The organism is Antarcticirhabdus aurantiaca, assembly GCF_009765365.1.
In the GTDB taxonomy this organism is placed as follows: Bacteria; Pseudomonadota; Alphaproteobacteria; order Rhizobiales; family Rhizobiaceae; genus Antarcticirhabdus; species Antarcticirhabdus aurantiaca.
This window is the reverse complement of the sequence record NZ_VTOM01000008.1, coordinates 63,889-87,395: the sequence shown is the minus strand read 5'-3', so window position 1 is coordinate 87,395 and position 23,507 is coordinate 63,889. Positions and strand designations below refer to the sequence as shown.

The following is a 23,507-nucleotide window of genomic DNA, read 5'->3' as shown; positions in this document are numbered from 1 at the left end:
TGGCGTCGTCATCTTTAACCGGAAGGAAGCACGGCGGCGCTGCCGTCCGGCGTCGCGAGGTCGGCGCAGAGCCGCCAGCCGACGCGGCAGGTGGCGTCGAGAAGCCCGGAAACGGGGCCGGCCTTTCCGGCGGCGCCGGGATGAACGAGGCGGGCCTCGCCACTCGGGTCGAGCAACACGGGCAGCGTGCGCTCCGCTTCGCTGCCGCGCCCGAGCCGGCCGAACGGCACCACCAGCGCCCCGTCGCGTGCCTCGTCGTTGGTCAGGCGGATATCGAAGCGGTTGTCGAAGAGCAGCCGAACCTCGCCGGGTTCGCCGCGAAGCTCGGCCGGCCCGGTGCGCCCCCATTCGCGGCACGCGATCCAGACGTCCCCGCGGCGTCGGAACTGCGCGCCGTTGAGCGTCGCGGCCTCCGATCGGCCGCCGCGCAACTCGGATGCGAGGCGAAAGGCCGCGACACGCTCGGGCGCATGGCGCGCGCCGCCGGCGGCCGTCGCGACGCGGGCGACGAGGCGAGCCGCGAGTTCGGGCGGCCGACCTGCCAGCCCTTCGGCGGACAGGCGCACCCGCCCGAGATCGTCGGTGCGCGCCTCGACGGCATCGAGCGCGGCGCGCAGGGCCGCATCCTCCTCCGCCCGCTCCGCGGCGCGGCGCGCGATCGCGGCGGCGACGCTTGCCCGCTCGGAGGGATCCAAGGGGTTCGCGCGCAGCCGGGCACGGGCGAAGCGCGGGTCGCGGTTCGACGGGTCGAGCACCGGACGCCAGCCGGATCTGTCCAACGCACGGCGCAGGCCGTCGCCTGAAAGATGAAGGAAAGGGCGAAGAAGACGCAGGCCCGGCGCGAGATCGCGACAAGGGCGCATACCGGCAAGGGCGGAGCCCCCCTCCCCACGCGCCCGAGCCAGGAGATGCGTCTCGATCTGGTCGTCGGCGTGGTGGGCGGTGAGAACGGCGCTCGCGCCGATCGCGGCGGCGTGGGCCGCGAGAAGCCGGTAGCGCGCGTCGCGTGCTTCCGCCTGGAGATTGCCGCGCCCCTGCCATCCCCGCCAGCGCAGCGTGTCGTGCGGCAGGCCGCAGTCTGCCGCGCGCGCGGCGACGAAGCGGGCCTCCGCTTCCGCTTGCCGTCGCAGGCCGTGGTCGACGGTCGCGACGTAGAACTGAACGGTGCCGGGCGCCGATTCGAGCAGGCCGGCCGCGACGCGCAGCATGGCGAGCGAATCAGGACCGCCGGATACAGCGAGGAGAATGCGAGACGAGTCGCTGGGCGGCAGCCGCGACAGGGCCGCGCGAAGGCGTTCGGCCGGGTCGGCCTCGAAGACCTGCGTCAGCCGCAGCGGGAATTCTTCTTTTCGGCCGCGAGCTTGCGGGACACGCTGGCGCTGATGTCGGGATAGCGCTTCGACACTTCGGCGAAGGTGACGCAGGCCGTTTCCCGGTTGTCGAGCTTGGCCAGCGCCATGCCGAGCTTCAGCATCATCTCCGGCGCCTTGGCGCTTTTCGGATGGTTCTTCTGGGCGTTCAGGAAGGTCTCGGCCGCGTCGGCGAACTCGCCCTGCGCGAACTGGCTCTCGCCGAGCCAATATTGCGCGTCGGGCGCGTCCTTGGCAGTCGGATAGGCCTGGGAATACTGGCGGAAGGAATCCTCGGCGAGCTGGTAGTCGCCGGCGAGGAGGTAGTTGTAGGCGAGGTCGTAGAGTTCGCCCGCGCCCGCCGGGGTGATCGCGGCGACGGTCTGCGAGGACTGCGCCGGCGCGGCCGCGCGGCCGCCGCCGGCCGGCGGGGTCGAGCCGACAGAGCCGACGTCGAGCCCGCCCTCCAGAACGTCGCGGATCGGGTCGGCGCTCTCGGCCGACTCGGCCGAGGCCGTCGCGCGCGCACCACCCGCCGGCGCGGGCGCCGCCTCGCTGCGCCGGCCGCCGGACGAAGCCGGAGCGGCATTGCCGCCCCCGCCGCCGCCCGAGCCGCCTTCCAGCTCCTGCAGGCGGAACTCGTTGTCCTCCTGCTGCTTGCGCATGTTTTCCTGCATCTGGAGGATCTGGAAGGACAGATCCTCGATGCGACCGTTCAACGAGCGGATCTCTTCCTGCAGCTGGTCGATGCGCACGAAGGGATCGCCGCCGGCCTGCGCCATGCGCACGGGCGGCGCCGTCTCGGCCGGGGCGGCCGGCGTGTCGGCACCGAAGCCGAAGGGCGAGCCGACATCGAGGCTGAAGGCGTTCGAAGGCGTCGCGGCGAAGAGCGCGCCGGCCAAGGCGGTAACGGCGAGGAGCGGCATCGGTCTGGTCATCGAATGATCCCTGTCGGCCCGCGCGACGCGAACCGGGCGCAGGCCGGCTCGACGAACATGAGGGTGTGAGCGGGATCAGTGTGGTGGGGGCGAGTTCGGCGGAAGTAGGGCCTTGCCCGAAGCTTGCGTCATCCTAACCGTGCGGGGAGCAACACTGTTGCCGGCTCGCAACGCCGGGACGATCCGCCGGGACGGAAAACGGGCGCGGCGGAGGATGTCCGCCGCGCCCGCGAGATGAACGAAGCCTCGCGGCCTCGGGGTCAGGACCCGGCGCCGCCGAGGACGGTGACGGCGCGGCGGTTCTGGCTCCAGCAGGAGATGTCGTCGCAGACCGCGACGGGACGCTCCTTGCCGAAGGAGATCGTGCGCATGCGGCTGGAATCGACGCCGCGACGGGCGAGGTAGTCGCGGGCGGCCGCGGCGCGGCGGGCGCCGAGCGCGAGGTTGTACTCGCGGGTGCCGCGCTCGTCGGCGTGGCCTTCGACGGTGATGGCGTAGTTCGGATACTGGTTCAGCCACTGCGCCTGGCGGTCGAGCGTCTGCTGCGCGTCGGCGCGGACGACGGACGAGTCCGTGTCGAAGAAGATGCGGTCGCCGACGTTGACGGTGAAGTCCTGCGACGAGCCGGGGGTCGCGCTGCCCGCGACGCCGCCGGGGCCGCCCGCGCCGTAGCCGCCGGCACCGCCGGCGCCGCCGTAGCCGCCCTGCCCGCCGAGGCCGAGGTCGCCGGCATTGTTCGGCAGGGCCTGGTTCTTCGAGGCGCAGCCCGCGACCAGAAGCGAAGCGGCCAGAGCCGCGGCGAAGCGCAAGCCCGTACCCAGGGCGATCTGGCTCATGGACCAGCTCCTTCGATTGTTATGGTGTTTTCTAACCAGCCATTTACCACGCGGCCGATTAACACGGGGTAAAGCGCGGGCGGCCGAGAAGCCGTTCGAACGCGCCCATGTCCTTGACGTTGCGAGTGAATAGGGCCGCTTCGCGGCAGCGCAAAAAGAAGCGCGCCGGTGATGCCGGCGCGCCACGTTCAAGACGTTCGATCGGAAGGCGGCCGATCCTACTCCAGCGAGGGCGACCAGGCCGGGTCGGAGGCGAAGCCCGGCGTCGCGACCTGCTGCTCGTTCCGGCCGGTGAGGTCGATCGAGTAGAGCTTCGGCCCGCCGCCGCCCTGGGCTTCGCGGAAGAACATCACGACGCGCCCGTTCGGCGACCAGGTCGGTCCCTCGTTGTGGAAGCCGGAGGTCAGGATGCGCTCCCCCGAGCCGTCGGGCCGCATCACGCCGATCTGGAACTGGCCGCCGGTCTGCTTGGTGAAGGCGATGAGGTCGCCGCGCGGGCTCCAGACGGGCGTCGAGTAGGCGCCGTCGCCGAACGAGATGCGCGTCTGGCCCGACCCGTCGGCGTTCATCACGTAGAGCTGCTGACGCCCGCCGCGATCGCTCTCGAAGACGATGCGCGCGCCGTCCGGCGAATAGGAGGGCGAGGTGTCGATCGCCTGCGTCGAGGTCAGGCGTGTGGTCGCCCGCGAGCGCAGGTCCATGGCGTAGATGTTGGCGTTGCCGTCCTGCTGGAGGCTCATCACCACCTTCTGCCCGTCCGGGGAGAAGCGGGGCGAGAAGGTCATGCCGGGGAAGTTGCCGACGATCTCGCGCTGGCCGGTCTCGAGCTGCAGGAGATAGACCCGCGGCTCGGCCTGGCCGAAGGACATGTAGGTGATCTCCTGCCGGTTCGGCGAGAAGCGCGGGGTGAGGACGAGGTCGCGCCCGTCCGTCAGGTAGCGCACGTTCGCGCCGTCCTGGTCCATGATGGCGAGGCGCTTGCGGCGCTCGTTCTTCGGGCCCTGCTCGTCCACGAAGACGACGCGGGTGTCGAAGTAGCCCTTCTCGCCGGTCAGCCGCTCGTAGATCGCGTCGGCGATGATGTGGGCGACGCGGCGCCAGTTCTCGGGGTTGGTGTAGAACTGCTGCCCGTCGAGCTGGGTGTTGCCGTAGGTGTCCCACAGGCGGAACTCGACGCGCAGGCGCCCATCGGCCTCCGGGGTAACGCGGCCGGTGACGAGCGCCTGGGCGCTGATCGCGGTCCAGTCGGCGAAGCGGGGCGTCGCGTCGGGCGAGGCGTCCTTCTGGATGAAGGCGGCCTCGTCGATCGGTGCGAAGAGGCCCGAGCGCTTCAGGTCGGCCGTCACCACGTCGGAGATCTTGGCGCCGATGCCGTCGCGCGACAGGAAGTCGACGAGCGCGATCGGCATGGGCGCGACGTTGCCGCGGGTGACGTCGAGGCGCAGTTGGGCCTGTGCCGAGCCCGGCGCCAAGAGGGCGCCGGCGCCCAGAAGGGCCGTCACGGCAAGACAGATACGGGCGAGCTTCATCATCGGGTCGGTCCTCGTCACGGGGATGAAGGCCGGCCCGGCCGCGCCTCTCCCCGCTATTCACTGCAAATCCTGCCGCCCTCAAGGCCCGCCGAAAGCGGCGGAAGCCGGGCGACGCGCGGCGACGGATCGCCTCAGAACATCGCGCTCGGGTTGAACCCGACCTCGATGTAGTCGGCGAACTGGTCGAGCTTGTCCATCGGCAGCTTCAGCCCCTCGCCCCGGTCGCACTTCTGCACCGCGCGCTTGGCGCTCTCGTCGAAGGCGCGGTTGCCGCTGGTCTCGGTCACCTGCGGCTGGCCGTTGAGCTTCCCCGCTCCGTCGACGTTGAAGCGCAGCACGACGATGAGGCCCGCCGCGTCCTCGATGCCGGCCGGAAGCTGCCAGCAGCCGGCAAGCTGCTCGTTCAGAGCGTCGGTCTCGCCGCGCGACAGCTTGACGCCGGTGGTGCGCGAGGCGCCCGCGGCGGCCGGCGCCTCGGAGCGCTTGGCGCCGCCGCCGGACGCCTTCGACCGGTCGAGGAGCGCCGCGATCTCGTCGGCGTTGAAGTCCGACTCGGTCTCGCCGCGCGTTTCGCGCTCGGCGGTGCGGGTCGCCTCCGGCTTGGGCTTCGCCGTTTCCACCGGCTTCGGCTTTTCCGCCGGCGTCTCGGGCTTCGGCTCGGCGGTCTCGACCGGTTTCTCGGGCTTGGGCTTTTCCGGCTGCGGCTTCGGCGGCTCCGGCTTGGCCTCGGCGACCTTGACGGGCTCGGGCGGGCGCGGCCGGGTGACCGGCACGGGCACGTTGGTCGGCAGCGCCGGCTCCTGCGGCTGCGCGGCGACCTCCTGCGGCTGAGGCTCGGGCGGGGGTGGCGGCGTTTCCGCCACGGGCTCGGCCACCGGCTCCGGTTCGGGCTGGGGCTCGGGCGTCGGCTGGGGCTCGGGTTCCGGCGGCGGCGGAGGCGGCGCGGCTTCCGCGGCCGCCTGGCGCACCTCCTCGGGCCGCGACTGCGGCGTCGGCGGGGTTTCGAGGTCGACCTCGTTCTCGCCGACGTTCTCGGCGGGCATCGGCAGGGTCGCGGGCTTCTCGGTCGGGGTGGGTGCCGGGGTGTCGGCGAGCGGCGCGGATTTGTCGCCCGCCACGGCCTCGCTGAACTCCTCGACGGAGACGAGGTCGACGGGCAGGCTCGCGGGCTCGCTCACCTCGAAGGGGGCCGGCGCCGTGAACGACACCATGCCCCAGCCGAGCAGCAGGGCGTGCAGCGATGCGGAAGCGACGATGCCGGGTTTCATGGGCGTGCTCGACGGGTCCTCAGGCGCCCGTTTCCTGGGCCGTGACGAGGCCGATGTTCTTGAAGCCGGCCGAGGAGATCAGCGCCATGATCTTCATCACGGCGCCGTAGTCGGCGGTCTTGTCGGCCTTCACGAAGATGCGCTCCTCGTAGCCGGTCTGGGCGATCGCCTGAAGCTTGGGGACCACCTCCTGCGGGGTGATCTCGGTCTCCTGGATGAAGACGCGCCCGTCCGGCTGGACGGAGATGGTGATCGGCTGGGTCTGCGCGCTCATCGGCTGGGCGCGCGTCTCCGGCAGGTCGATCGGAACGCCCACGGTCAGCATGGGCGCGGCCACCATGAAGATGATCAGGAGCACCAGCATGACGTCCACGAAGGGCGTCACGTTGATCTCGCTCATCACGCCGCGACGCCGGCCGCCGCGGCGTCCGCGCCGTCCACCGCCCGATCCGCCCGTCGCCGCAGACATGCCCATGGCTCGTGTCCTTCAAAGTCTCGGGGGCCGCGCTGCGGAGCGCGGCCCGTGCCGGGTGGCTCAGCGCGCGGATTGCCCGGCGCGCTCGTCGATCTGCCGCGATAGGATGGCGGAAAACTCGTCGGCGAAGGCTTCGAGCCGCATGCCGATCTTCCCCGCATCCGCCGACAGCTTGTTGTAGGCGACGACCGCCGGAATGGCGGCGACGAGGCCGATGGCGGTCGCGAGCAGCGCTTCCGCGATGCCGGGCGCGACCACCGCGAGGTTGGTCGACTGCGAGCCCGCGATCGCCTGGAACGAGGTCATGATGCCGACAACCGTGCCGAAGAGGCCGACGAAGGGCGCGGCCGAGCCGATGGTGGCGAGGAAGCCGAGGCGCGATTCGAGGTCGTCCATCTCGCGGGCGAGGGTCACGTCCATCGCCTTCTCGATGCGGGTCTGGAGGCCCAGCGGCGAGCGGGCGCCCTTCTCGAAGGACTTCTTCCATTCGCGCATGGCGGCGACGAAGAGCGCGCCCATGCCGCTGGTCTTGCGCTCGGAGAGCGTGTGGTACAGCTCCTCCAGCGACTGGCCCGACCAGAAATTGTTCTCGAAGTTGTTCAGCTGGCGGCGCACCCGGCCATAGCGCATCGTCTTGTCGATGATGATCGCCCAGGTCCAGACCGAGCACAGAAGCAGGCCGATCATCACCAGCTTGACGATCAGACCCGCCTGCCAGAACAGGTCCCAAAGGGAAACGGACCCTGCCGCGGCCAGCGCGCCGTGTACCACGTCCCCGTTCATTCGCCGTGTTCTCCGAGCGTTGCAGGCTCCGGCCGCTCCGTTGCGGCGGGTCCGGATCCTGAGCGTGCGTTCTTGCGGAAGATCGGACCCCGGCCGCCTCTTCGCCCCGATGCCGGGAGCCGGACCGCCGATCCAACCGGCTGCCCTTTCCCAAGGGAATCAGGTGAAAGAATGGCGTGTGCGGCGCACAATCCCCTTCGTCACGCCCATTCATGCCCCGTCAAGGTTGACGAAACCTTACCGTCAAACGAATCGCGAGGCGACGGCCTCGACCAACCGCATCGGCCGCCCCGCCTTCGACAGGACGACGACCTCCACGATGGCTTCGGCGACGAGTGCGCCCGCCTTCTCGATGCGCTGGTCGAGCGTGATGCGGATCCCCTTGATCGGGCGCGGGCGCGTCGTGACCGTCAGGACGTCGTCGATGCCGGCGGCCGAGCGGAAGTCGATCGTCATGCGCCGGACCGCGAAGAAGCAGGGCTCGCCGTAGGCGCCGTCGAGAAGCTCGCGATGCCCGACGCCGAGGAGACGGAGGTAATCGGTGCGCCCGCGCTCGAAGAAGTGAAGGTAGCGCGCGTGGTAGACGAGGCCGGAAAAGTCCGTGTCCTCGAAATAGACCCGCACGTCGAGGCGATGGCCGCCTTCGACGAGCTCTCCCGCGAGCCCGTGCCCCATGGTCGTCCTTTCCGATCCGCTGCCGGCAACCGTCATCCGCCTGTAACACAGCTTCGCCAAAGGGGCGCCGTTTCCGAGATCCATCCGAAAGGCCGTTTCCGTGACGCCCAGAAGCCTCGCCGCCCTCGCCGCCCTCCTTCTCGCCTCCACCGCCGCAGCCTCCGCCGAGCCGGTGTTCAACCGCATCGCCTCCTTCCCGGTGACGGCCAACAAGCCGGAGGGCGCGGACCTCGCCAGCCCCTCCTCCGCCGAGATCGTCGCCGCCAGCGCCGACGGCATGACCCTCGCCTATTCCGACAGCCCGGCCGGCGGCGTCGGCTTCATCGACATCGCCGATCCCCGCGCGCCCAAGGCCGGCGGCTTCGTCGCCTTCGAAGGCGGGGAGCCGACCTCGGTCGCCTTCGCCGGCGAAACCCTGCTCGTCGGCGTCAACACGTCGGAGAGCTTCGTCTCGCCCTCCGGCCAGCTCGCCGCGGTGAACGTCTCGACCAAGGCGGTCTCGGCGACATGCGAGCTCGGCGGCCAGCCGGACTCCGTCGCCGTCGCGCCGGACGGCTCCTTCGCGGCCGTCGCCATCGAGAACGAGCGCGACGAGGAGGTGAACGACGGTGCCCTGCCGCAGATGCCGGCCGGCTTCCTCGCGGTTCTGCCGCTGTCGAACGGCGCGCCGGACTGCGGCGCGATCAAGCGCGTCGAGCTGACCGGCCTGTCGGGCGACACGCCGGAGGACCCGGAGCCGGAGTTCGTCGACGTGAACGCCGACGGCGAGATCGTCGTGACGCTCCAGGAGAACAACGCCATCGCCATCGTCGACGGCAAGACGGGCGCGGTCACCGCCCACTTCTCCGCCGGCGCGGTGGCGCTGGAGAACGTCGACACGCAAGAGGACGGGCGCATCGCCTTCACCGACCAGATCGAGGCGCGCCCGCGCGAGCCCGACGCGGTGAAGTGGCTGGGCACCGACCGCCTCGTGATCGCCAACGAGGGCGACTGGAAGGGCGGCACCCGCGGCTTCACCATCCTGACCCGCGAGGGCACGGTCGCCTGGGAGTCCGGCCCCGCCTTCGAGATGGAGCTCGCCCGCGCCGGCCATTATCCGGAAGGGCGCTCGGACGCCAAGGGCGTCGAGCCGGAGGGCCTCGCCGTCGCGGAGTTCGGCGAGGAGCGGCTGATCTTCGTCCTGTTCGAGCGCGGCTCGGCGGTCGGCGTCTACCGAGACGCGGCCGGCGCCGCGCCCGAGTTCCTCCAGCTCCTGCCCTCCGGCATCTCGCCGGAAGGCGCGGTGGCGATTTCCGAGCGCAACCTTCTCGCCACCGCCAACGAGGCGGACCTCGGCGAGGATGGCGGCGCGCGCAGCCACGTCATGCTCTACGAGCGGGCGGAAGGCGCCGCCGCCTATCCGCAGCTCGTTTCGCTCGACGCGCAGAACGGCCGGCCGATTCCCTGGGGCGCGATCTCCGGCCTGTCGGCCGACCCAGCGGGCGCGGAGAAGCTCTTCGCCGTCAGCGACTCGGTCTATTCCGCCGCGCCGACGATCTACGCCATCGACGCCTCCTCGACGCCGGCGCGCATCACCCGCGCCATTCCCGTGACGCGGAACGGCGCGGCTGCCGAGAAGCTCGACATGGAGGGCATCGCCGCCGACGCCGACGGGACGTTCTGGATCGGCAGCGAGGGCGACCCCGAGAAGGAAGTGCCGCACGCCATCCTCCACGTCGGCGCCGACGGCGCGATCCTGGAGGAGATCCCCTTCCCCGAGGCGCTGACCGCCGGCCAGACCCGCTTCGGCACGGAGGGCGTCGCGAAGATCGGCGACACGCTCTGGCTCGCCATCCAGCGCAACTGGAAGGACGATCCGAAAAGCGCCGCCAAGCTCGTCTCCTACGACCTCGAGACCAAGGAATGGGGCGCCGTCCTCTACCCGCTCGACGCGCCGAAGGGCGAGGGCTGGGTCGGGCTGTCGGAGATGGCGGTGAAGGGCGACCATGCTTTTTTCGTCGAGCGCGACAACCAGATCGGCGATAAGGCCGCGATCAAGCAGATCACCCGCGTCGCGCTCGCCGAGCTGCAGCCCGCCCCGCTCGGCGGCGAGCTGCCGACGGTCGAGAAGGAGGTCGTCCACGACCTCCTGCCGGAACTGGCGAGCCTGACCAGCGGCTACGTCGTCGACAAGGTCGAGGGCTTCGCCTTCGACGCGGCCGGCACGGCCTTCGTCGCCACCGACAATGACGGCGTCGACGATTCCTCGGGCGAGACGCTGTTCTTCCGCCTGCCCGGCCTCTGACACCGGGAGCATCCGGCCGTAGGATCGAGGGCGGGGCCTCAGGGCCCCGCCCTTTTTCGTGTAGCCGACAGGAGCGAACCGTCATGGCCGATCCGCCGCCCGCCTTCGCCACCCGCGCCTCGCTGGCCGCCGACCTGTCCGCCCTCGGCCTGTCCGCCGGCGACCTCGTGATGGTCCATGCCGCCATGCGCCGCGTCGGCCCGCTCCTCAACGGCCCGGACGCGCTGATCGGCGCGCTCCTCGACGTCGTCGGACCGGCGGGGACGGTGATGGCCTATGCCGACTGGGACAGCCGCCAGGACGAGCTGACCGACGAGACCGACCGCGTCCGGCCGGAATGGCGGGAGCACGTGCCGCCCTTCGATTCCCTGCGCTCGCGCGCGACGCGGCTGAACGGCATCCTTCCGGAGTTCCTGCGCACGACGCCGGGCGCCCGGCGCAGCGGCAATCCCGGCGCCTCGGTCGCGGCTCTCGGCCGGCTCGCCGACTGGATCACCGCGGACCACCCGCTCGACTACGGCTACGGCGAGGGCTCGCCCCTCGCCAGGCTGGTCGAGGCCCGTGGCCGCGTCCTGATGGTCGGCGCGCCCTGGGACACGATGACCCTCCTCCACCACGCCGAGCATCTGGCGCGCCTGCCGAACAAACGCGTCTTCCGCGTCGAGGTGCCCTTCGCGGACGAGGATGGCACGCGCTGGCGCTGGATCGAGGAATTCGACACGGCAGCACCGGTGGTCGACGGCCTGCCGGAGGACGCGATCGGCCGGATCGTCGGGGCCATGGTCGCGGCGGGCGCCGGACGGCGGGGCCTCGTCGGCGCCGCGCCCTCGCTCCTCGTCGAGGCCGAGCCGGCAGTGCGTTTCGCCGTCGACTGGCTGGAGCGCTGGGCGTCGGCGCGCGAGTCGAACTGATCCCCGTCGGCCCGATCAGTCCTCCTGCCCGTCCTCGAAGAGGCTCGCCTGCGTCGCGCCGAGCGAGGACGGCACGGCGAGGCCGAGATGGCGGAAGGCGTGCGCCGTCATCAGGCGGCCGCGCGGGGTGCGCTGGATGAAGCCCTGCTGGAGGAGATAGGGCTCGACGATGTCCTCGATCGCGTCGCGCGGCTCGGAGAGCGCCGCCGCGATCGTCTCGATGCCGACGGGGCCGCCGCCGAAGTTCATGGCGATGAGGTCGAGGTAGCGCCGGTCGAGCTGGTCGAGGCCGAGCCGGTCGACCTCGAGCCGCGTCAACGCGGCATCGGCGACCGTGCGCGTGACCACCTCGGCGCCGCCGGCCTGGGCGAAGTCGCGCACGCGGCGCAGCAGGCGGCCGGCGATGCGCGGCGTGCCGCGCGAGCGCCGCGCGATCTCGACGGCGCCCCCCTCGTCCATCGCAAGACCCAGGATGCGCGCGCCGCGCGACACGATGCCGTGCAGCTCCTCCACGGTGTAGAAGTTCAGCCGCACGGGAATGCCGAAGCGATCGCGAAGCGGGTTCGTCAGGAGGCCGAGGCGCGTCGTCGCGGCGACGAGCGTGAAGCGGGAAAGGTCGATCTTCACCGAGCGCGCCGCCGGCCCCTCGCCGATGATGAGATCGAGCTGGAAGTCCTCCATCGCGGGGTAGAGTATCTCCTCCACCGCCGGACTGAGGCGGTGGATCTCGTCGATGAAGAGGACGTCGCGCTCCTCGAGGTTGGTGAGGAGCGCCGCGAGGTCGCCGGCCTTGGCGATCACCGGGCCGGAGGTCGAGCGGAAGTTGACGCCGAGTTCCTTGGCCATGATCTGCGCGAGCGTCGTCTTGCCGAGGCCCGGCGGCCCGACGAAGAGCACGTGGTCGAGCGCCTCGCCGCGGGCCTTCGCCGCCTCGATGAAGATCTTGAGGTTCGCCCGCGCCGCCGCCTGCCCGACGAAGTCGTCGAGCCGCTGCGGGCGCAGCGTCGTGTCGGCGTCCTCGCCGCGCTTCTCGGGCGTGATCAGGCGCTTGGTATCACTCATGGTCGAAGGGTCGTCCTCGTCGGTCATTGCGGATCACCCTCGCCTCAGAGCCGGCTCAGCGCCTTGAGGCCGAGGCGGATCAGGGTCGCGGACGAGGCGTCCTCGCCCGCCTCCTTGGCGGCGATGCCGACGGCGGATGCCGCCTGATCGCGGCCGTAGCCGAGATTGACGAGGGCCGACACCGCATCCTGGATCGGCGCGGGCGCGAGCCCTTCGCCGATGTCGCGCTTGAGACCGATGCCCTCGGCGAGCCCCACCCCGGCATAGGCCGGCGCGCGGTCCTTCAGCTCGGCGACGATGCGCGCGGCGACCTTCGGCCCGACGCCGGGCGCGCGGGCGATCGCCGCGCGGTCCTGGAGCGCGACGGCGCTGGCGAGATCGCCGGGCGCCATGATGCCGACGACGGCGAGCGCCACCTTGGCGCCGACGCCCTGCACCGTCTGGAGCAGCCGGAACCATTCGCGCTCGTGCGCCGAGGCGAAGCCGTAGAGCCGGATCATGTCCTCGCGGACATAGGTCTCGATGAACAGCGTCGCCGCCTCCCCCGCGCCCGGCAGATTGCCGAGCGTGCGCGCGCCGCAGAAGGCGAGGTAGCCGACGCCGTGGACATCGAGCACCACGTGGTCCTCGCCGATCTCGTCCACCGTTCCCTTCAGCTTGCCGATCAAGGATGCGTCTCCGGGCAGATGATGTCGAGGTCCGGGAAGTAGCCGCGGTAGCGCGCCCCGTCGCGCGTCAATAGGCGGTGCCCGGCGACGAGCGCGTGGGCGCCGATCAGGAAGTCCGGCAGCGTGCGCTCCCGCTGCCCGCCGCGCTGACGGTACAGCCGGTGCGCCTGTCCCGCCGGAAAGGCGGCGGCGAAGGGCAGGTCCTCCTCCACCGCCTCGAAGGGCGCGAGCAAGGCCCGCAGGGACCGCTCCTGCCCCGGATGCTGGGTGAGTTCCGCCCAGACCACGACGCTGACCGCGAGCCTGCCGTCGTCGCGTGCATCGAGCATCTGTCGTCCCGACCAGGCCCGCTGACCCGGATCGGCCCTGGCGGCGACGAGATCGACCAGGACGTTCGTGTCAACGAGGGTCGAGATCGTCACGCCGCCCCCGAAGATCGCTCATTGCTTCGTCGGGGCTGAGGCCGGCGAAATCCATGGTTCCGGCCACCGCCTGCAGGTGCTCCTCCAGCCGCCGCCGCCGCTCGCCTGCCGATTCGGCCGGCGGCTTGCGCACCAGCTCGACGAGATCGCCGCGATCGACGAACTCGACCTCGCTGCCCGGCCCGATGCCCAGCTTGTCGCGGATCGGCTTGGGGATCGTCACCTGGCTCTTCTCGGTCAGCCGCATGCCGACGCCTCCGTAATACGATAAGGTATTACCTACGGCGAGACCGTGAACAAGTCAAGAACAACGATGCGGCGGGCGCGTCGATGAGGCGGCGTCCATCACGCCGCATGTCGATGCGCGACGAGGGAGTTGACACCCCGTCGCGATCGTGCTGGATAGTGAACAAAGACAGAACGGAGAGATCGAACGAACCCTCAGGCAGCGGCGTAGGCCGCGAGACGCTGCGACGACTGGCGATGATGGGTGTGGCAGATGGCGATGGCGATCGCGTCCGCGGCATCCGCGGTGTCGAAGGTCGCGCGCGGCATCAGGACCTTCACCATCATCTGGATCTGATCCTTGTCGGCGTGGCCGACGCCGATCACGGCCTTCTTCACGGCATTGGGCGCGTATTCCGCGACCGGCAGGCCGGCGAGCGCGGGCACGAGCATGGCGATACCGCGGGCCTGGCCGAGCTTGAGCGTCGCGGTCGCGTCCTTGTTGACGAAGGTCTGTTCCACCGCCGCCTCGTCGGGGCGCAGGCGATCGATGACGGCCGCCAAGCCGTCATGCAGCTGGCGCAGGCGCGAGGCGAGGTCGAGCTTGTCGTCCGACGTCACGGTTCCGCTTGCGACGAAGCGGAGCGAATTGCCTTCCGTTTCGACGACGCCCCAGCCGGTGCGGCGCAGTCCGGGATCGATTCCGACGATGCGAATGGCCGTGACTCCCGGCATGTATGCGACCCTCTCATTCGTACGTGAGATCGGTCGTAAAGACAAAGGATGAACGGAGGGAAAACGAAGCATGCCTCCCGTTCGGGCCGGCTTCGCGCTATCCTTCGGGCTGATGTTGCGGGGCGGAGACAGGCCGATGAGCGAGGCGCTTTCGGGCCGGCGGATGACGCCGGAGGAGTTCTTCGAGTGGCAGGCCGAGCAGGACCGGAACTACGAGCTGGTCGACGGCGTGCCGGTGCTGCCGGTGAAGGCGATGACCGGCGCCTCGCATCGGCATGACTACGTGTCGGTGAACGTCCTGACCCTTCTGCGACAGAAGCTGCGCGGTAAGCCATGCCGCCCGCATACCGACGACATCGCCGTCCGCAACGCCAACCGCAACATCCGGCGTCCGGACATCGTCGTGGATTGTCGTTCGACGCCGGATGGCAAGACCACCGAGGCCCGCGAGCCGCGCCTGCTCGTCGAGGTGCTGTCGCCCTCGACCACGCGCTTCGACCGCTTCCAGAAGATCGAGGAGTACAAGGCCAACGACAGCATCCGCGTCGTGCTTCTCGTCGACACGCAGTCGCCCTCTGTCATCGTCTGGCGGCGCGCCGCGGACGGTTGGCGCTCGGAAACACTGACGGGCCTCGACGCCTCGATCCCGCTGCCGGAGATCGAGGCGGAACTCGCCATGGCCGAGATCTACGAGGACGTGCCCTTTCCGGCGCCGGCCGATTGAGGCGCGCCGCGGCTCAGGCCGCGGAAAGCTTGGCGAGGGTCGCCTCGTCCACCTCGTAGTTGGCGTAGACGTTCTGGACGTCGTCGTCCTCGTCGAGGTTGCCGATGAGCTTCATGACGCTCTCGGCCTTTTCCTCGTCCACCGGCGTGCCGGTCTGCGGCTTCCAGACCGTCTTGACGCTCTCGGCGGGCCCGAGCGAGGCCTCCAGCGCGCTCGACACGTCGCCGAGATCGCCGAAGGCGGTGTAGATCGTGTGGCCGTCCTCGTCCGAGACGACGTCCTCGGCGCCCGCCTCGATGGCGGCCTCCATCACCTTGTCGGCGCTGCCGGCGCCCGCGGGATAAACGATCTCGCCGACCCGGTCGAACATGAACGACACGGAGCCCGTCTCGCCCAGCGCCCCGCCCGCCTTGGTGAAGTAGGAGCGAACGTTCGAGGCCGTACGGTTGCGGTTGTCGGTCAGCGCCTCGACGATGACGGCGACGCCGCCGGGGCCGTAGCCCTCGTAGCGGATCTCCTCGTAGTTCTCCGTGTCACCACCCATCGCCTTCTTGATGGCGCGCTCGATGTTGTCCTTGGGCATGGACTGCGCCTTGGCGTTCTGGATCGCCAGCCGCAGGCGCGGGTTCATGTCGGGATCGGGCAGGCCCGCCTTGGCCGCCACGGTGATCTCGCGGGCGAGCTTGGAGAAGAGCTTGGAGCGGACCGAGTCCTGCCGCCCCTTGCGGTGCATGATGTTCTTGAACTGTGAATGGCCGGCCATGGCGACCCCGTTTCCCGCGTCGAGTGATCCGTGAATGGCCCGTCATATAAAAAACGCCCCGGTAAAGGTCCAGGACGAAGGCGGCGCGGTCTCTCCGCGCGTCCAGATGACGGGAGCGTGACTTTGCCTGGCGCGCGGGAGCGATAGGCTGACTTTGCCATCCCGGCCCGCTCGACGGAGGCTGATCTTGATCCGACCGTTGCTGATCGCCGCGCTTCTCGCCGCCCTGCCGCTGCCTGTCCTCGCGCAAGGGGCCGCGGATGGCCCGGCACCCTCGACCTGCCTCGCCGTCGCCGATGCCGGCCCGAACGTGCGCTTCGCCCGGATCGACGCCGGGGCGGCACCGATCCATCTGGCGCAGGCCCGCACGCGCGACCGCCTCGCGGCCGAGGTGCGGATCACCTATGCCGGCCACTCGACCTATCTCATCGAGAGTCCGGAAGGGGTTCTCTCGGCGACCGACTTCAACGGCGTCTATGGCGGCGATCCCCTTCCCCGCCTCGTCACGATGAACAAGGCCCATTCGAGCCACAACACGCCCAGTCCCGATCCCGGCATCGAGCACGTGCTGCGCGGCTGGAGCGAGGACGGCAACGGGCCGGCGCGCCACGCGGTGACGGTCGGCGACGTCTATGTCCGCAACGTTCCCACCGACATCCGCGGCTGGGGCGGCGGCATGGAGCCGGACGGCAACTCGATCTTCATCTTCGAGATCGCCGGGCTCTGCATCGGCCATCTCGGCCACCTGCACCACACCCTGACGGAGGAGGACTACGCCGCCATCGGACGCCTCGACGTCCTGATGGTGCCCGTCGACGGCGGCATGACGATGAGCCAGGAGGGCATGGGCGAGATCGCCGAGCGGCTGCACGCCTCGATCGTCCTGCCGATGCACCGGTTCCGCGGGCCGATCGACCGCTTCCTCGACAAGCTGCCGGACTTCGCCGTCGACAGGCGGACGGAGCCCGGCTTCTCGGTGTCGGTGCGCAGCCTGCCCGCGCAGCCGACGGTGATCGTGCTGGCGGGGGTGTGAGCGTCAGGCCCAGAAGGGCGGCAGCACCTCGTCGAGCCGTGGACCGACGCGCAGCGGCGAGACGCGCTCGGCAAGACCCGTGCGATCGGAGATCTCGACGCAGAGACCGCAGATCGTGGCCGGGCCGGAGGCGGCCTCGAAGCGACCGCGCGGAACCTTCGTCACGAACCGGTTGACCGGCTCCTCCTTGTCCATGCCGAGCGAGGAGTCGTAGTCGCCGCACATGCCGGCATCCGACTGGTAGGCGGTGCCGCCGACGAGGATCTGGTGGTCGGCGGTCGGCACGTGGGTGTGCGTGCCGACGACGACCGACACGCGGCCGTCGAGGAAATGGCCGAAGCACTGCTTCTCGCTGGTCGCCTCGGCATGGAAGTCGAAGACGATGGCGTCCGCCTGCTCGCCGAGCGGGCAGGCCGAAACGATCGCCTCCGCGGCGCGGAACGGATCGTCGAGTTCGGGATGCATGAAGGCGCGGCCGAGGACGTTGGCGACGAGGACGCGCGCGCCGTTTCTCGCGACGAAGAGGCCGGAACCCTGGCCGGGGGTGCCGTCGGGATAGTTGGCCGGGCGCAGGAAGGCGTCGTGGCGGGTGGCGAAGACCAGCGCTTCCCGCTGGTCCCAGACATGGTTGCCCGTGGTCATCACATCGGCGCCGGCCGCGATCGTGTCGAGGAAGATCTCCTCGGTGACGCCGAAGCCGCCGGCCGCGTTCTCGCCGTTCACGACGACGAAGTCGAGCTTCAGGTCGGCCACGAGGCCGGGCAGGCGCTCGATCACCGCGCTGCGGCCGGTGCGGCCCACCATGTCGCCGAGAAACAGGAAGCGCATCAGCCGCTCGCGGCCTCCTTGGCGGCCTTCATGCGGCCGAGCGCCCGCTTCACCGGCTCGCGCGCGGCGATGCGGTCCACCCAGGCGGCGAGCGCCGGGAAGTCGCTCCGCCCGTCCACGCCGTCGAGCCCCGAACGCGCCCAGGACCAGTTGATCATGTCGGCGATGCCGTAGGGACCGGCCAGCCATTCGAAATCCGAGAGCCGGCTTTCCAGGACGCCGAGGAGCCGACGCGTCTCGTTCTCGTAGCGCTCGATGGCGTAGGGGATCTTCTCCGGCGCATAGCTCTTGAAGTGGTGGAGCTGGCCGATCATCGGGCCGGTGCCGCCGACCTGGAAGAAGGTCCAGGAAAAGGTCTCCGCCCGGTGCGGCTGGGCGGTGGGCAGGAACTGTCCGGTCTTTTCGGCGAGGTAGACGAGGATCGAGCCGGACTCGAAGACGCGCATCTCGCCGCCGTTCTCCGTCCGGTCGACGAGAGCGGGAATGCGGCCGTTGGGGTTCATGGCGAGGAAGTCGGGCTTCTTCTGAAGGCCGGTCGAGATGTCGGTCATATGCAGGCCATATTCGAGCCCGCATTCCTCCAGCATGATGACCGGCTTCTCGCCGTTCGGCGTCGTCCAAGTATAGAGCTCAATCATCGTCTCGCCTTAACGTAAGGTGCGCCACTTCAGTCCGCGAAGCTAGGCTGGCCGACCGAATCTGCCAGGGACCGTCGTCCCGCGCCGGTTCGGCTTCGCCATAGCCATCCACCGACCAACCGGCAAGAACACGACAGGCCATCCATGCAGTCCCGACGCTTCCTCGCGCCCGCGCTCCTCGCCGCGACGCTTCTCTCCGGCTGCCTGTCCTTCGGCCCCGGCGATCCGACGCAGGACGTGGCGATCGACGGCCCGCAGGCGCTCGCCGAGGTCAACGCGTTCCGTGCCGCCAACGGTCTCGGTCCGGTGTCGCCCGATCCCCAGCTCACCCAGGCCGCGGCGATCCATTCGCGCCGCATGGCGTCCGTGCAGGACCTCAGCCACACGCTCGGCGGGGCCCTTCCCCGCCGCCTGGGCGCCGTCGGCTACAACCGGTGGAGCGCGGCGGCCGAGAACATCGGCAAGGGCTACATGACCTACGGCGCGGCGATGACCGGCTGGATCAACTCGCCCGGGCACCGCAAGAACCTCCTGAACCCGAACGTCAACCGCATTGGCGTCGCCGCGGCCCAGCCCGAAGGCCGGACCTATCCGCGCTATTGGACGATGATCCTGACGCGGCCGGACTAGCGGCGGACGATCCCCGCTTCGGTGACGATCATGTCGAGCGGCACGTCGAAGGCGTCGGTCGGGGCGCGCTCGACCTCCTGGGCGGCAAATGCGACGCCGACGAGGTGCGGCACGACGCCTCGCGCCCGGATCGCGGCGATCGCGCGGTCGTAATAGCCGCGGCCGTAACCGACGCGGCGGCACTGCCGGTCGAAGGCCGACAAGGGGACGAGCATCAGCTCCGGATCGAGGACGGCTGCCCCGGGTCCCGGCGCGAGCGTGCCGAAGCCCTGCGGCTCCAGCGGCGCGTCGCGCAGGAGCTCGCGGAACTGCAGCTCGCCCTCGACGATCGCCGGCACGCAGAGCCGGCAGCCGCGCTCGCTCGCGAAGGCGGTCATGGCGGGACGCAGGTCGATCTCGGAGCGGATCGGCAGAAAGCCGGACAGGATCGTGCCGGGCACGGGGTCGAGGATGTCGAGGAGCCGCTCGCAAACGATGAGCGAAGCTTCGATGCGCGCCTCGACGCTCATCGCTTCGCGCCGCGCGAGGGCAGCGGCGCGCGCGGCGCGCTTGGCTTCGCGAAGCTCGGCGTCGGGAAGGCCTGGCGGGGGGGCCGTGTCGCTCATGCCGCCGTCGATGCCGGAGCATGGGGCGCAGCGTCAAGGCCGAAGGAAAGACGAGTGGCGAGCCACGACGGCCGATGGGAAAGTCGATCCCGGGAACCTACAAAGTAGGTGGGCGCCATGTGCTCCGGCCCACGGACCGGAACAGGGACAGCTCCCTGGAGATCGATAAGGCCCCGGGGAAATGTCATCCCTGTCGAACCGCGCAGCCCGCCGACACCTGTTATAGGCGATCCGACCGGCCGCCGCCAGCGCGGGGCGCCCCGATCACGCGAAATGTTTGGAAAGCTTGAGGCCTTGCGCCTGGTAGTTCGAGGCGAGCGCGGTGCCGTAGAGCCGCGTCGGAAGCGCGACCATGCGCTCGTAGACGAGGCGGCCGACGATCTGCCCGTGCTCCAGGATGAAGGGCACCTCGTGGGAGCGCACCTCGAGGACGGCGCGGCTCCCCGCCCCGCCCGCCGCGGCATTGCCGAAGCCGGGATCGAAGAAGCCGGCATAATGGACGCGGAACTCGCCGACGAGCGGATCGAACGGCGTCATCTCCGCCGCGAAGGCCGGCGGCACGTGGATCGCCTCCTTCGACACGAGGATGTAGAACTCGTCCGGGTCCAGCACGAGATCGCCGGCATTCCCCAGGCGCAGCGGCTCCCAGAAGTCGAGAATGCGATGAGCGCCGCGCTTGTCGACGTCGACGACCGCCGTGTGGCGCTTGCCCCGATAGCCGACGAGCCCTTGCGCGTCGCCCGACAGGTCGATGGACAGCGCGATGCCGCCGCCGGTGATGCTGGCGTCCGGCGCGTCGGTCAGCCGCTCGGCGGCGTGGAGCGCCGACATCTCGGCCGGCTCCAGGGTCGGTCGGCCGGTGCGAAAGCGGATCTGGCTGAGGCGCGAGCCCTCGCGCACCAGGATCGGGAAGGTGCGCGGCGAAATCTCGAGGAAGAGCGGCCCGCTATAGCCGTCCGGCACCTTGTCGAACTCCTCGCCCCCGTCGGCGAGGACGCGGGTGAAGATGTCGAGGCGGCCGGTGGAGGATTTCGGATTGGCCGTCGCGCGCGTGCCGGCCGGCAGAGCGAAATGCTCCAGGAGTTCCACCACGTAGACGCAGCCGACCTCGAGAACCGCCCCGTCGGTCAGGGAAAACGTGTGGAGGCCGAAGCGTTCGAGCTTGTTCGAAACGGCATGTCCGCGCCCCGGCAGGAAGCTCGCCCGCACGCGCACCGCCTTCGGCCCGAGCCGGAGGTCGAGGCTCGCCGGCTGGATCTGGTCGGCGTCGAGGGCTCGTCCGGCGCGGATCGCGCCGGCCTCGAAGAGGGCCGCGATTCTCGCGTCGGGCAGGATTCCGTCGGTCATCAGCCTGTCGTCGTTCAGCGCCATGGCCGGCCATCCTAGCTGAGGTTTCTGAATCGCGCGTTGCCCTCATGCGCAGCTTCGCGCCCGCCTGACGATCCGTTCACGTCTTCGCACTTGCGAAGTTAAGCATACCATCCGATGTCGTGGGGAACGCCATTCGCAGATCGAGGTTCGCCCGAATGCCCACCGTCGCCGTCTTCGTCGGGTCCCTGCGCAAGGACTCCATCAATCGCAAGTTCGCGCAAAGCATCGGCAAGCTCGCCGGCGATCGCCTGACCTTCCGCTTCGTCGAAATCGGCGACATCCCGCTCTACAACGAGGATCTCTGGGCGAACCCGCCGGAGAGCGTGCTGCGGATGAAGCGCGAGATCGAGGCGGCGGACGCCGTCCTGTTCGTCACGCCGGAATACAACCGCTATTTCTCGCCCGCGATCAAGAACGCCATCGACTGGGGCACCCGGCCCTGGGGTAAGAACTCCTGGAGCACCAAGCCGTCGGCCGTGATCGGCGCGACGCCGGGCGCGACCGGCGCCTCGGCCGGCCAGAACTCGCTGAAGGGCCTCCTCACGGTTGTCGACACGGTGCTGATGGGCCAGCCGGAGGTCTACTTCCAGTACAAGCCCGAACTCTTCGGCGAGGACGGCTCGGTCACGGATGCCGCCACCCGCGACTTCCTGAACAAGTGGGTCGACCGCTTCGCGGCCTGGATCGAGCGCACGTCCGAGCCCAAGACCCGGGCGCAGGCCGACGCGCGCGTCGTCGCCTGAGAACAAATTGACGAAACCGGCCGGCGGCTGTATGGAGCCGCCGGATCGTGGTGATTTGGCCGGCCGGCTTGCAGCCACGTAAAACAACTCGCTAAAGGGCCGTTCCTTCGCTCGTATGAACCGACGAGGACCGGCTCGGCGTCTCGCCCCGGCCGGTGCCGACGATCGAAGGATGATCCGATGGACGAGACCGCCCGCTCGAAGCGCCCGACGCGCCCCGCCACCACGCTCGTGCATGGCGGGACGATGCGCTCGCAATTCGGCGAAACGTCCGAAGCGCTCTTCCTGACCCAGGGCTTCGTCTACGACACCGCCGAGGCGGCCGAGGCGCGCTTCAAGGGCGAGGAGCCGGGCTTCGTCTATTCCCGCTACTCGAACCCGACGACGCGCATGTTCGAGGAGCGGATGATCGCCCTCGAAGGCGCCGGCGACGCGCGCGCCACGGCTTCGGGCATGGCGGCGGTCTGGAGCGCCCTTCAGTGCCAGTTGAAGGCCGGCGACCACGTCGTCTCGGCCCGCGCGCTGTTCGGCTCGTGTCGCTACGTCGTGGAGACCGTGCTCGGCCGCGCCGGGATCGCCTCGACCTTCGTCGACGGGCGCGACCTCGACGCCTGGCGCGCGGCGGTGCGGCCGGAGACCAAGGTGTTCTTCGCGGAAACGCCGACCAACCCGACGCTGGAGCTGGTCGACATCGCGGGGATTTCGCAGCTCGCCCGCGACGTCGGCGCGCGCGTCGTCATCGACAACGTCTTCGCCACCCCCCTCCTCCAGAAGCCGCTGGAGCTCGGTGCCGACGTCGTCGTCTATTCCGCCACCAAGCACATCGACGGCCAGGGACGGTGCCTGGGCGGCGTCGTCCTCTCGTCCCAGGAGTGGGTGGACGAGTTCCTGGCGGACTTCTTCCGCCACACCGGACCCTCGCTCTCGCCCTTCAACGCCTGGACCTTCCTCAAAGGGCTCGAAACCCTGCCGCTGCGCGTCGCCCAGCAGACCCGCAGCGCCGCGGCCCTCGCCGACCGTCTCGCCGAGCTGCCGGGCATCGCCCGCGTCCTCTACCCCGGCCGCGACGACCATCCGGACGCGGCGCTCGCCCGGCGGCAGATGAAGGGCGGCTCGACGCTCCTCGCCTTCGAGCTCCAGGGCGGCAAGGAAGCGGCCTTCCGCTTCGCCAACGCGTTGGAGGTCATCAAGATTTCCAACAATCTCGGCGACTCCAAGAGCCTCGTCACCCATCCCGCGACGACGACGCACAAGAACCTCGCGCCTGAGGTTCGCGCCGAGCTCGGCATCTCGGACGGGCTCCTGCGCCTGTCGGTCGGGCTGGAGGACGAGGACGACCTCCTCGACGACGTGACTTTCGCGACGAAGGCTGCAGCGCGCTAACCGAACAAGCGCGCCGCCTCGCGCAGGCGAAACGCCGTCGTCCAGAGCGTGACGGCGGCAAAACCGTAGGCGAGCGCGGGAAAGGCCGCGGGGAACAGGCAGAAGGCGAGGAAGACGGCGATCGTTTCCGTCGCTTCGGCGAGCCCCGTCGTGAAGTAGATCGACTTCTCGCCCCGCGCGCGGCTTTCGAGCCCGCGCTTGGCGGCGAGCGCGGAGAAGGCGAGGAAGCTCGCGCCGTTGGCGTAGAAGGCGCAGAGAAGAACGGCCGCCGGCAGGGCGTTGACGGCCGGATCCTGGATCGCGAAGCCGAGCGGGATCAGCCCGTAGAAGGCGAAGTCGAGAACGATGTCGAGGTAGCCGCCGAGATCGGTGCGCCGCGTTTCGGCCGCCAGCGCCCCGTCGAGCCCGTCGGCGAGGCGCGAGACGAGAACGAGGAGGCCCCCGAGGAGCGGGAGACCCAGCGCGATCGCCGCGAAGGCGGCGGCGCCGAGAAGGAAGCCCGCCACCGTCACGCCGTTCGGGGTCGCGCCGGCAGCCTTCAGCCGCAGCGCCGCGCGTCTCAGCCAGGGATCGAGATGCGGCCGGATCAGCCCGTCGAGCATGTGCGTCTCCATCCTCCAGCCGCC

The 23,507-nt window shown here is 70.1% G+C and carries 26 protein-coding genes, 1 other RNA gene and 1 riboswitch; of the genes, 7 read left to right on the top strand and 20 right to left on the bottom strand.

What is annotated here, in order from left to right:
- Positions 1 to 14: 14 nt before the first annotated feature.
- The 8 genes from tilS to FZN60_RS11475 form a co-directional block, all read right to left on the bottom strand.
- Positions 15 to 1,271 carry a tRNA lysidine(34) synthetase TilS gene (gene tilS, locus FZN60_RS11510; RefSeq protein ID WP_500786074.1) on the bottom strand — a complete coding sequence of 419 codons (1,257 nt, stop codon included), beginning with the start codon at positions 1,269 to 1,271 and terminating at the stop codon, positions 15 to 17.
- Positions 1,272 to 1,324: 53 nt separating this feature from the next.
- Positions 1,325 to 2,287, bottom strand: coding sequence for a tol-pal system protein YbgF (gene ybgF, locus FZN60_RS11505; RefSeq protein WP_158873629.1), 963 nt, complete (start codon positions 2,285 to 2,287; stop codon positions 1,325 to 1,327).
- Positions 2,288 to 2,547: 260 nt separating this feature from the next.
- Complete coding sequence (gene pal / locus FZN60_RS11500) at positions 2,548 to 3,123, bottom strand: peptidoglycan-associated lipoprotein Pal (protein ID WP_158873628.1); 576 nt, start codon at positions 3,121 to 3,123, stop codon at positions 2,548 to 2,550.
- A gap of 218 nt (positions 3,124 to 3,341) precedes the next feature.
- Positions 3,342 to 4,652, bottom strand: coding sequence for a Tol-Pal system beta propeller repeat protein TolB (tolB, locus tag FZN60_RS11495; protein ID WP_422570308.1), 1,311 nt, complete (start codon positions 4,650 to 4,652; stop codon positions 3,342 to 3,344).
- A 134-nt stretch (positions 4,653 to 4,786) separates the two neighbouring features.
- Positions 4,787 to 5,923: a cell envelope integrity protein TolA gene (tolA, locus tag FZN60_RS11490; RefSeq protein ID WP_158873626.1), complete on the bottom strand. Its 1,137-nt coding sequence runs from the start codon at positions 5,921 to 5,923 to the stop codon at positions 4,787 to 4,789.
- A 19-nt stretch (positions 5,924 to 5,942) separates the two neighbouring features.
- Positions 5,943 to 6,398, bottom strand: a complete 456-nt coding sequence (gene tolR / locus FZN60_RS11485) for a protein TolR (RefSeq protein WP_158873625.1) — start codon at positions 6,396 to 6,398, stop codon at positions 5,943 to 5,945.
- A gap of 60 nt (positions 6,399 to 6,458) precedes the next feature.
- Positions 6,459 to 7,181, bottom strand: a complete 723-nt coding sequence (gene tolQ, locus FZN60_RS11480) for a protein TolQ (RefSeq protein WP_158873624.1) — start codon at positions 7,179 to 7,181, stop codon at positions 6,459 to 6,461.
- A gap of 243 nt (positions 7,182 to 7,424) precedes the next feature.
- Complete coding sequence (locus FZN60_RS11475) at positions 7,425 to 7,856, bottom strand: YbgC/FadM family acyl-CoA thioesterase (RefSeq protein WP_158873623.1); 432 nt, start codon at positions 7,854 to 7,856, stop codon at positions 7,425 to 7,427.
- Between the two features lie 100 nt (positions 7,857 to 7,956).
- Between FZN60_RS11475 and FZN60_RS11470 the strand changes: the two genes are divergently transcribed.
- Together FZN60_RS11470 and aac(3) are read left to right on the top strand one after the other, a co-directional pair.
- Positions 7,957 to 10,140, top strand: coding sequence for an esterase-like activity of phytase family protein (locus tag FZN60_RS11470; RefSeq protein ID WP_158873622.1), 2,184 nt, complete (start codon positions 7,957 to 7,959; stop codon positions 10,138 to 10,140).
- 83 nt (positions 10,141 to 10,223) lie between these two features.
- Positions 10,224 to 11,051, top strand: coding sequence for an aminoglycoside 3-N-acetyltransferase (aac(3), locus tag FZN60_RS11465; protein WP_158873621.1), 828 nt, complete (start codon positions 10,224 to 10,226; stop codon positions 11,049 to 11,051).
- A gap of 15 nt (positions 11,052 to 11,066) precedes the next feature.
- On the opposite strand, the gene ruvB is transcribed toward aac(3), so the two are convergent.
- From ruvB to ruvC, 5 genes are all read right to left on the bottom strand, one after another.
- The gene (gene ruvB, locus FZN60_RS11460) at positions 11,067 to 12,113 is read right to left on the bottom strand and encodes a Holliday junction branch migration DNA helicase RuvB (RefSeq protein ID WP_158873620.1); all 1,047 of its coding nucleotides are present in this window, start codon (positions 12,111 to 12,113) and stop codon (positions 11,067 to 11,069) included.
- A gap of 44 nt (positions 12,114 to 12,157) precedes the next feature.
- Positions 12,158 to 12,781 (bottom strand): Holliday junction branch migration protein RuvA, encoded by a 624-nt coding sequence (ruvA, locus tag FZN60_RS11455; RefSeq protein WP_158873619.1) that lies wholly within the window; start codon positions 12,779 to 12,781, stop codon positions 12,158 to 12,160.
- Positions 12,778 to 13,203: a type II toxin-antitoxin system VapC family toxin gene (locus FZN60_RS11450; protein WP_158873618.1), complete on the bottom strand. Its 426-nt coding sequence runs from the start codon at positions 13,201 to 13,203 to the stop codon at positions 12,778 to 12,780. Before FZN60_RS11450 ends, ruvA begins: the two co-directional genes overlap by 4 nt.
- Positions 13,181 to 13,450 carry an AbrB/MazE/SpoVT family DNA-binding domain-containing protein gene (locus FZN60_RS11445; RefSeq protein WP_158873617.1) on the bottom strand — a complete coding sequence of 90 codons (270 nt, stop codon included), beginning with the start codon at positions 13,448 to 13,450 and terminating at the stop codon, positions 13,181 to 13,183. Before FZN60_RS11445 ends, FZN60_RS11450 begins: the two co-directional genes overlap by 23 nt.
- Before the next feature lie 194 nt (positions 13,451 to 13,644).
- Entirely contained in the window at positions 13,645 to 14,163 is a 519-nt protein-coding gene (gene ruvC / locus FZN60_RS11440; protein ID WP_158873616.1) for a crossover junction endodeoxyribonuclease RuvC, read from the bottom strand.
- Between the two features lie 136 nt (positions 14,164 to 14,299).
- Here ruvC and FZN60_RS11435 point away from each other — a divergent pair, with 136 nt between their 5' ends.
- Complete coding sequence (locus tag FZN60_RS11435) at positions 14,300 to 14,887, top strand: Uma2 family endonuclease (protein ID WP_158873615.1); 588 nt, start codon at positions 14,300 to 14,302, stop codon at positions 14,885 to 14,887.
- 13 nt (positions 14,888 to 14,900) lie between these two features.
- On the opposite strand, the gene FZN60_RS11430 is transcribed toward FZN60_RS11435, so the two are convergent.
- Positions 14,901 to 15,650, bottom strand: coding sequence for a YebC/PmpR family DNA-binding transcriptional regulator (locus FZN60_RS11430; RefSeq protein WP_158873614.1), 750 nt, complete (start codon positions 15,648 to 15,650; stop codon positions 14,901 to 14,903).
- Between the two features lie 187 nt (positions 15,651 to 15,837).
- On the opposite strand from FZN60_RS11430, the gene FZN60_RS11425 reads away from it, so the two are divergent.
- Entirely contained in the window at positions 15,838 to 16,683 is an 846-nt protein-coding gene (locus tag FZN60_RS11425) for an MBL fold metallo-hydrolase (protein WP_158873613.1), read from the top strand.
- A gap of 3 nt (positions 16,684 to 16,686) precedes the next feature.
- On the opposite strand, the gene FZN60_RS11420 is transcribed toward FZN60_RS11425, so the two are convergent.
- Both FZN60_RS11420 and FZN60_RS11415 read right to left on the bottom strand, forming a co-directional pair.
- Positions 16,687 to 17,511 carry a TIGR00282 family metallophosphoesterase gene (locus FZN60_RS11420; protein ID WP_158873612.1) on the bottom strand — a complete coding sequence of 275 codons (825 nt, stop codon included), beginning with the start codon at positions 17,509 to 17,511 and terminating at the stop codon, positions 16,687 to 16,689.
- Positions 17,511 to 18,149: a glutathione S-transferase N-terminal domain-containing protein gene (locus tag FZN60_RS11415; protein ID WP_158873611.1), complete on the bottom strand. Its 639-nt coding sequence runs from the start codon at positions 18,147 to 18,149 to the stop codon at positions 17,511 to 17,513. The genes FZN60_RS11420 and FZN60_RS11415 overlap by 1 nt, the downstream gene beginning before the upstream one ends.
- A 144-nt stretch (positions 18,150 to 18,293) precedes the next feature.
- Between FZN60_RS11415 and FZN60_RS11410 the strand changes: the two genes are divergently transcribed.
- Positions 18,294 to 18,779, top strand: a complete 486-nt coding sequence (locus FZN60_RS11410; protein ID WP_158873610.1) for a CAP domain-containing protein — start codon at positions 18,294 to 18,296, stop codon at positions 18,777 to 18,779.
- Here the strand turns inward: FZN60_RS11410 and FZN60_RS11405 are convergent.
- The 3 genes from FZN60_RS11405 to FZN60_RS11395 form a co-directional block, all read right to left on the bottom strand.
- Complete coding sequence (locus FZN60_RS11405; RefSeq protein ID WP_158873609.1) at positions 18,776 to 19,384, bottom strand: 5-formyltetrahydrofolate cyclo-ligase; 609 nt, start codon at positions 19,382 to 19,384, stop codon at positions 18,776 to 18,778. The genes FZN60_RS11410 and FZN60_RS11405 overlap by 4 nt on opposite strands.
- Positions 19,385 to 19,439: 55 nt before the next feature.
- Positions 19,440 to 19,596: non-coding RNA, 6S RNA (gene ssrS / locus FZN60_RS11400), on the bottom strand.
- Between the two features lie 52 nt (positions 19,597 to 19,648).
- Positions 19,649 to 20,734 carry a 2'-deoxycytidine 5'-triphosphate deaminase gene (locus FZN60_RS11395; RefSeq protein ID WP_199266548.1) on the bottom strand — a complete coding sequence of 362 codons (1,086 nt, stop codon included), beginning with the start codon at positions 20,732 to 20,734 and terminating at the stop codon, positions 19,649 to 19,651.
- Positions 20,735 to 20,910: 176 nt separating this feature from the next.
- Here FZN60_RS11395 and FZN60_RS11390 point away from each other — a divergent pair, with 176 nt between their 5' ends.
- Together FZN60_RS11390 and FZN60_RS11385 are read left to right on the top strand one after the other, a co-directional pair.
- Positions 20,911 to 21,498, top strand: a complete 588-nt coding sequence (locus FZN60_RS11390) for an NADPH-dependent FMN reductase (protein ID WP_158873608.1) — start codon at positions 20,911 to 20,913, stop codon at positions 21,496 to 21,498.
- A 37-nt stretch (positions 21,499 to 21,535) separates the two neighbouring features.
- Positions 21,536 to 21,613, top strand: a riboswitch (SAM riboswitch).
- A 65-nt stretch (positions 21,614 to 21,678) separates the two neighbouring features.
- Positions 21,679 to 22,881: an O-succinylhomoserine sulfhydrylase gene (locus FZN60_RS11385; protein ID WP_158873607.1), complete on the top strand. Its 1,203-nt coding sequence runs from the start codon at positions 21,679 to 21,681 to the stop codon at positions 22,879 to 22,881.
- On the opposite strand, the gene FZN60_RS11380 is transcribed toward FZN60_RS11385, so the two are convergent.
- Complete coding sequence (locus tag FZN60_RS11380) at positions 22,878 to 23,483, bottom strand: CDP-alcohol phosphatidyltransferase family protein (RefSeq protein WP_158873750.1); 606 nt, start codon at positions 23,481 to 23,483, stop codon at positions 22,878 to 22,880. The genes FZN60_RS11385 and FZN60_RS11380 overlap by 4 nt on opposite strands.
- Between the last annotated feature and the right edge of the window lie 24 nt (positions 23,484 to 23,507).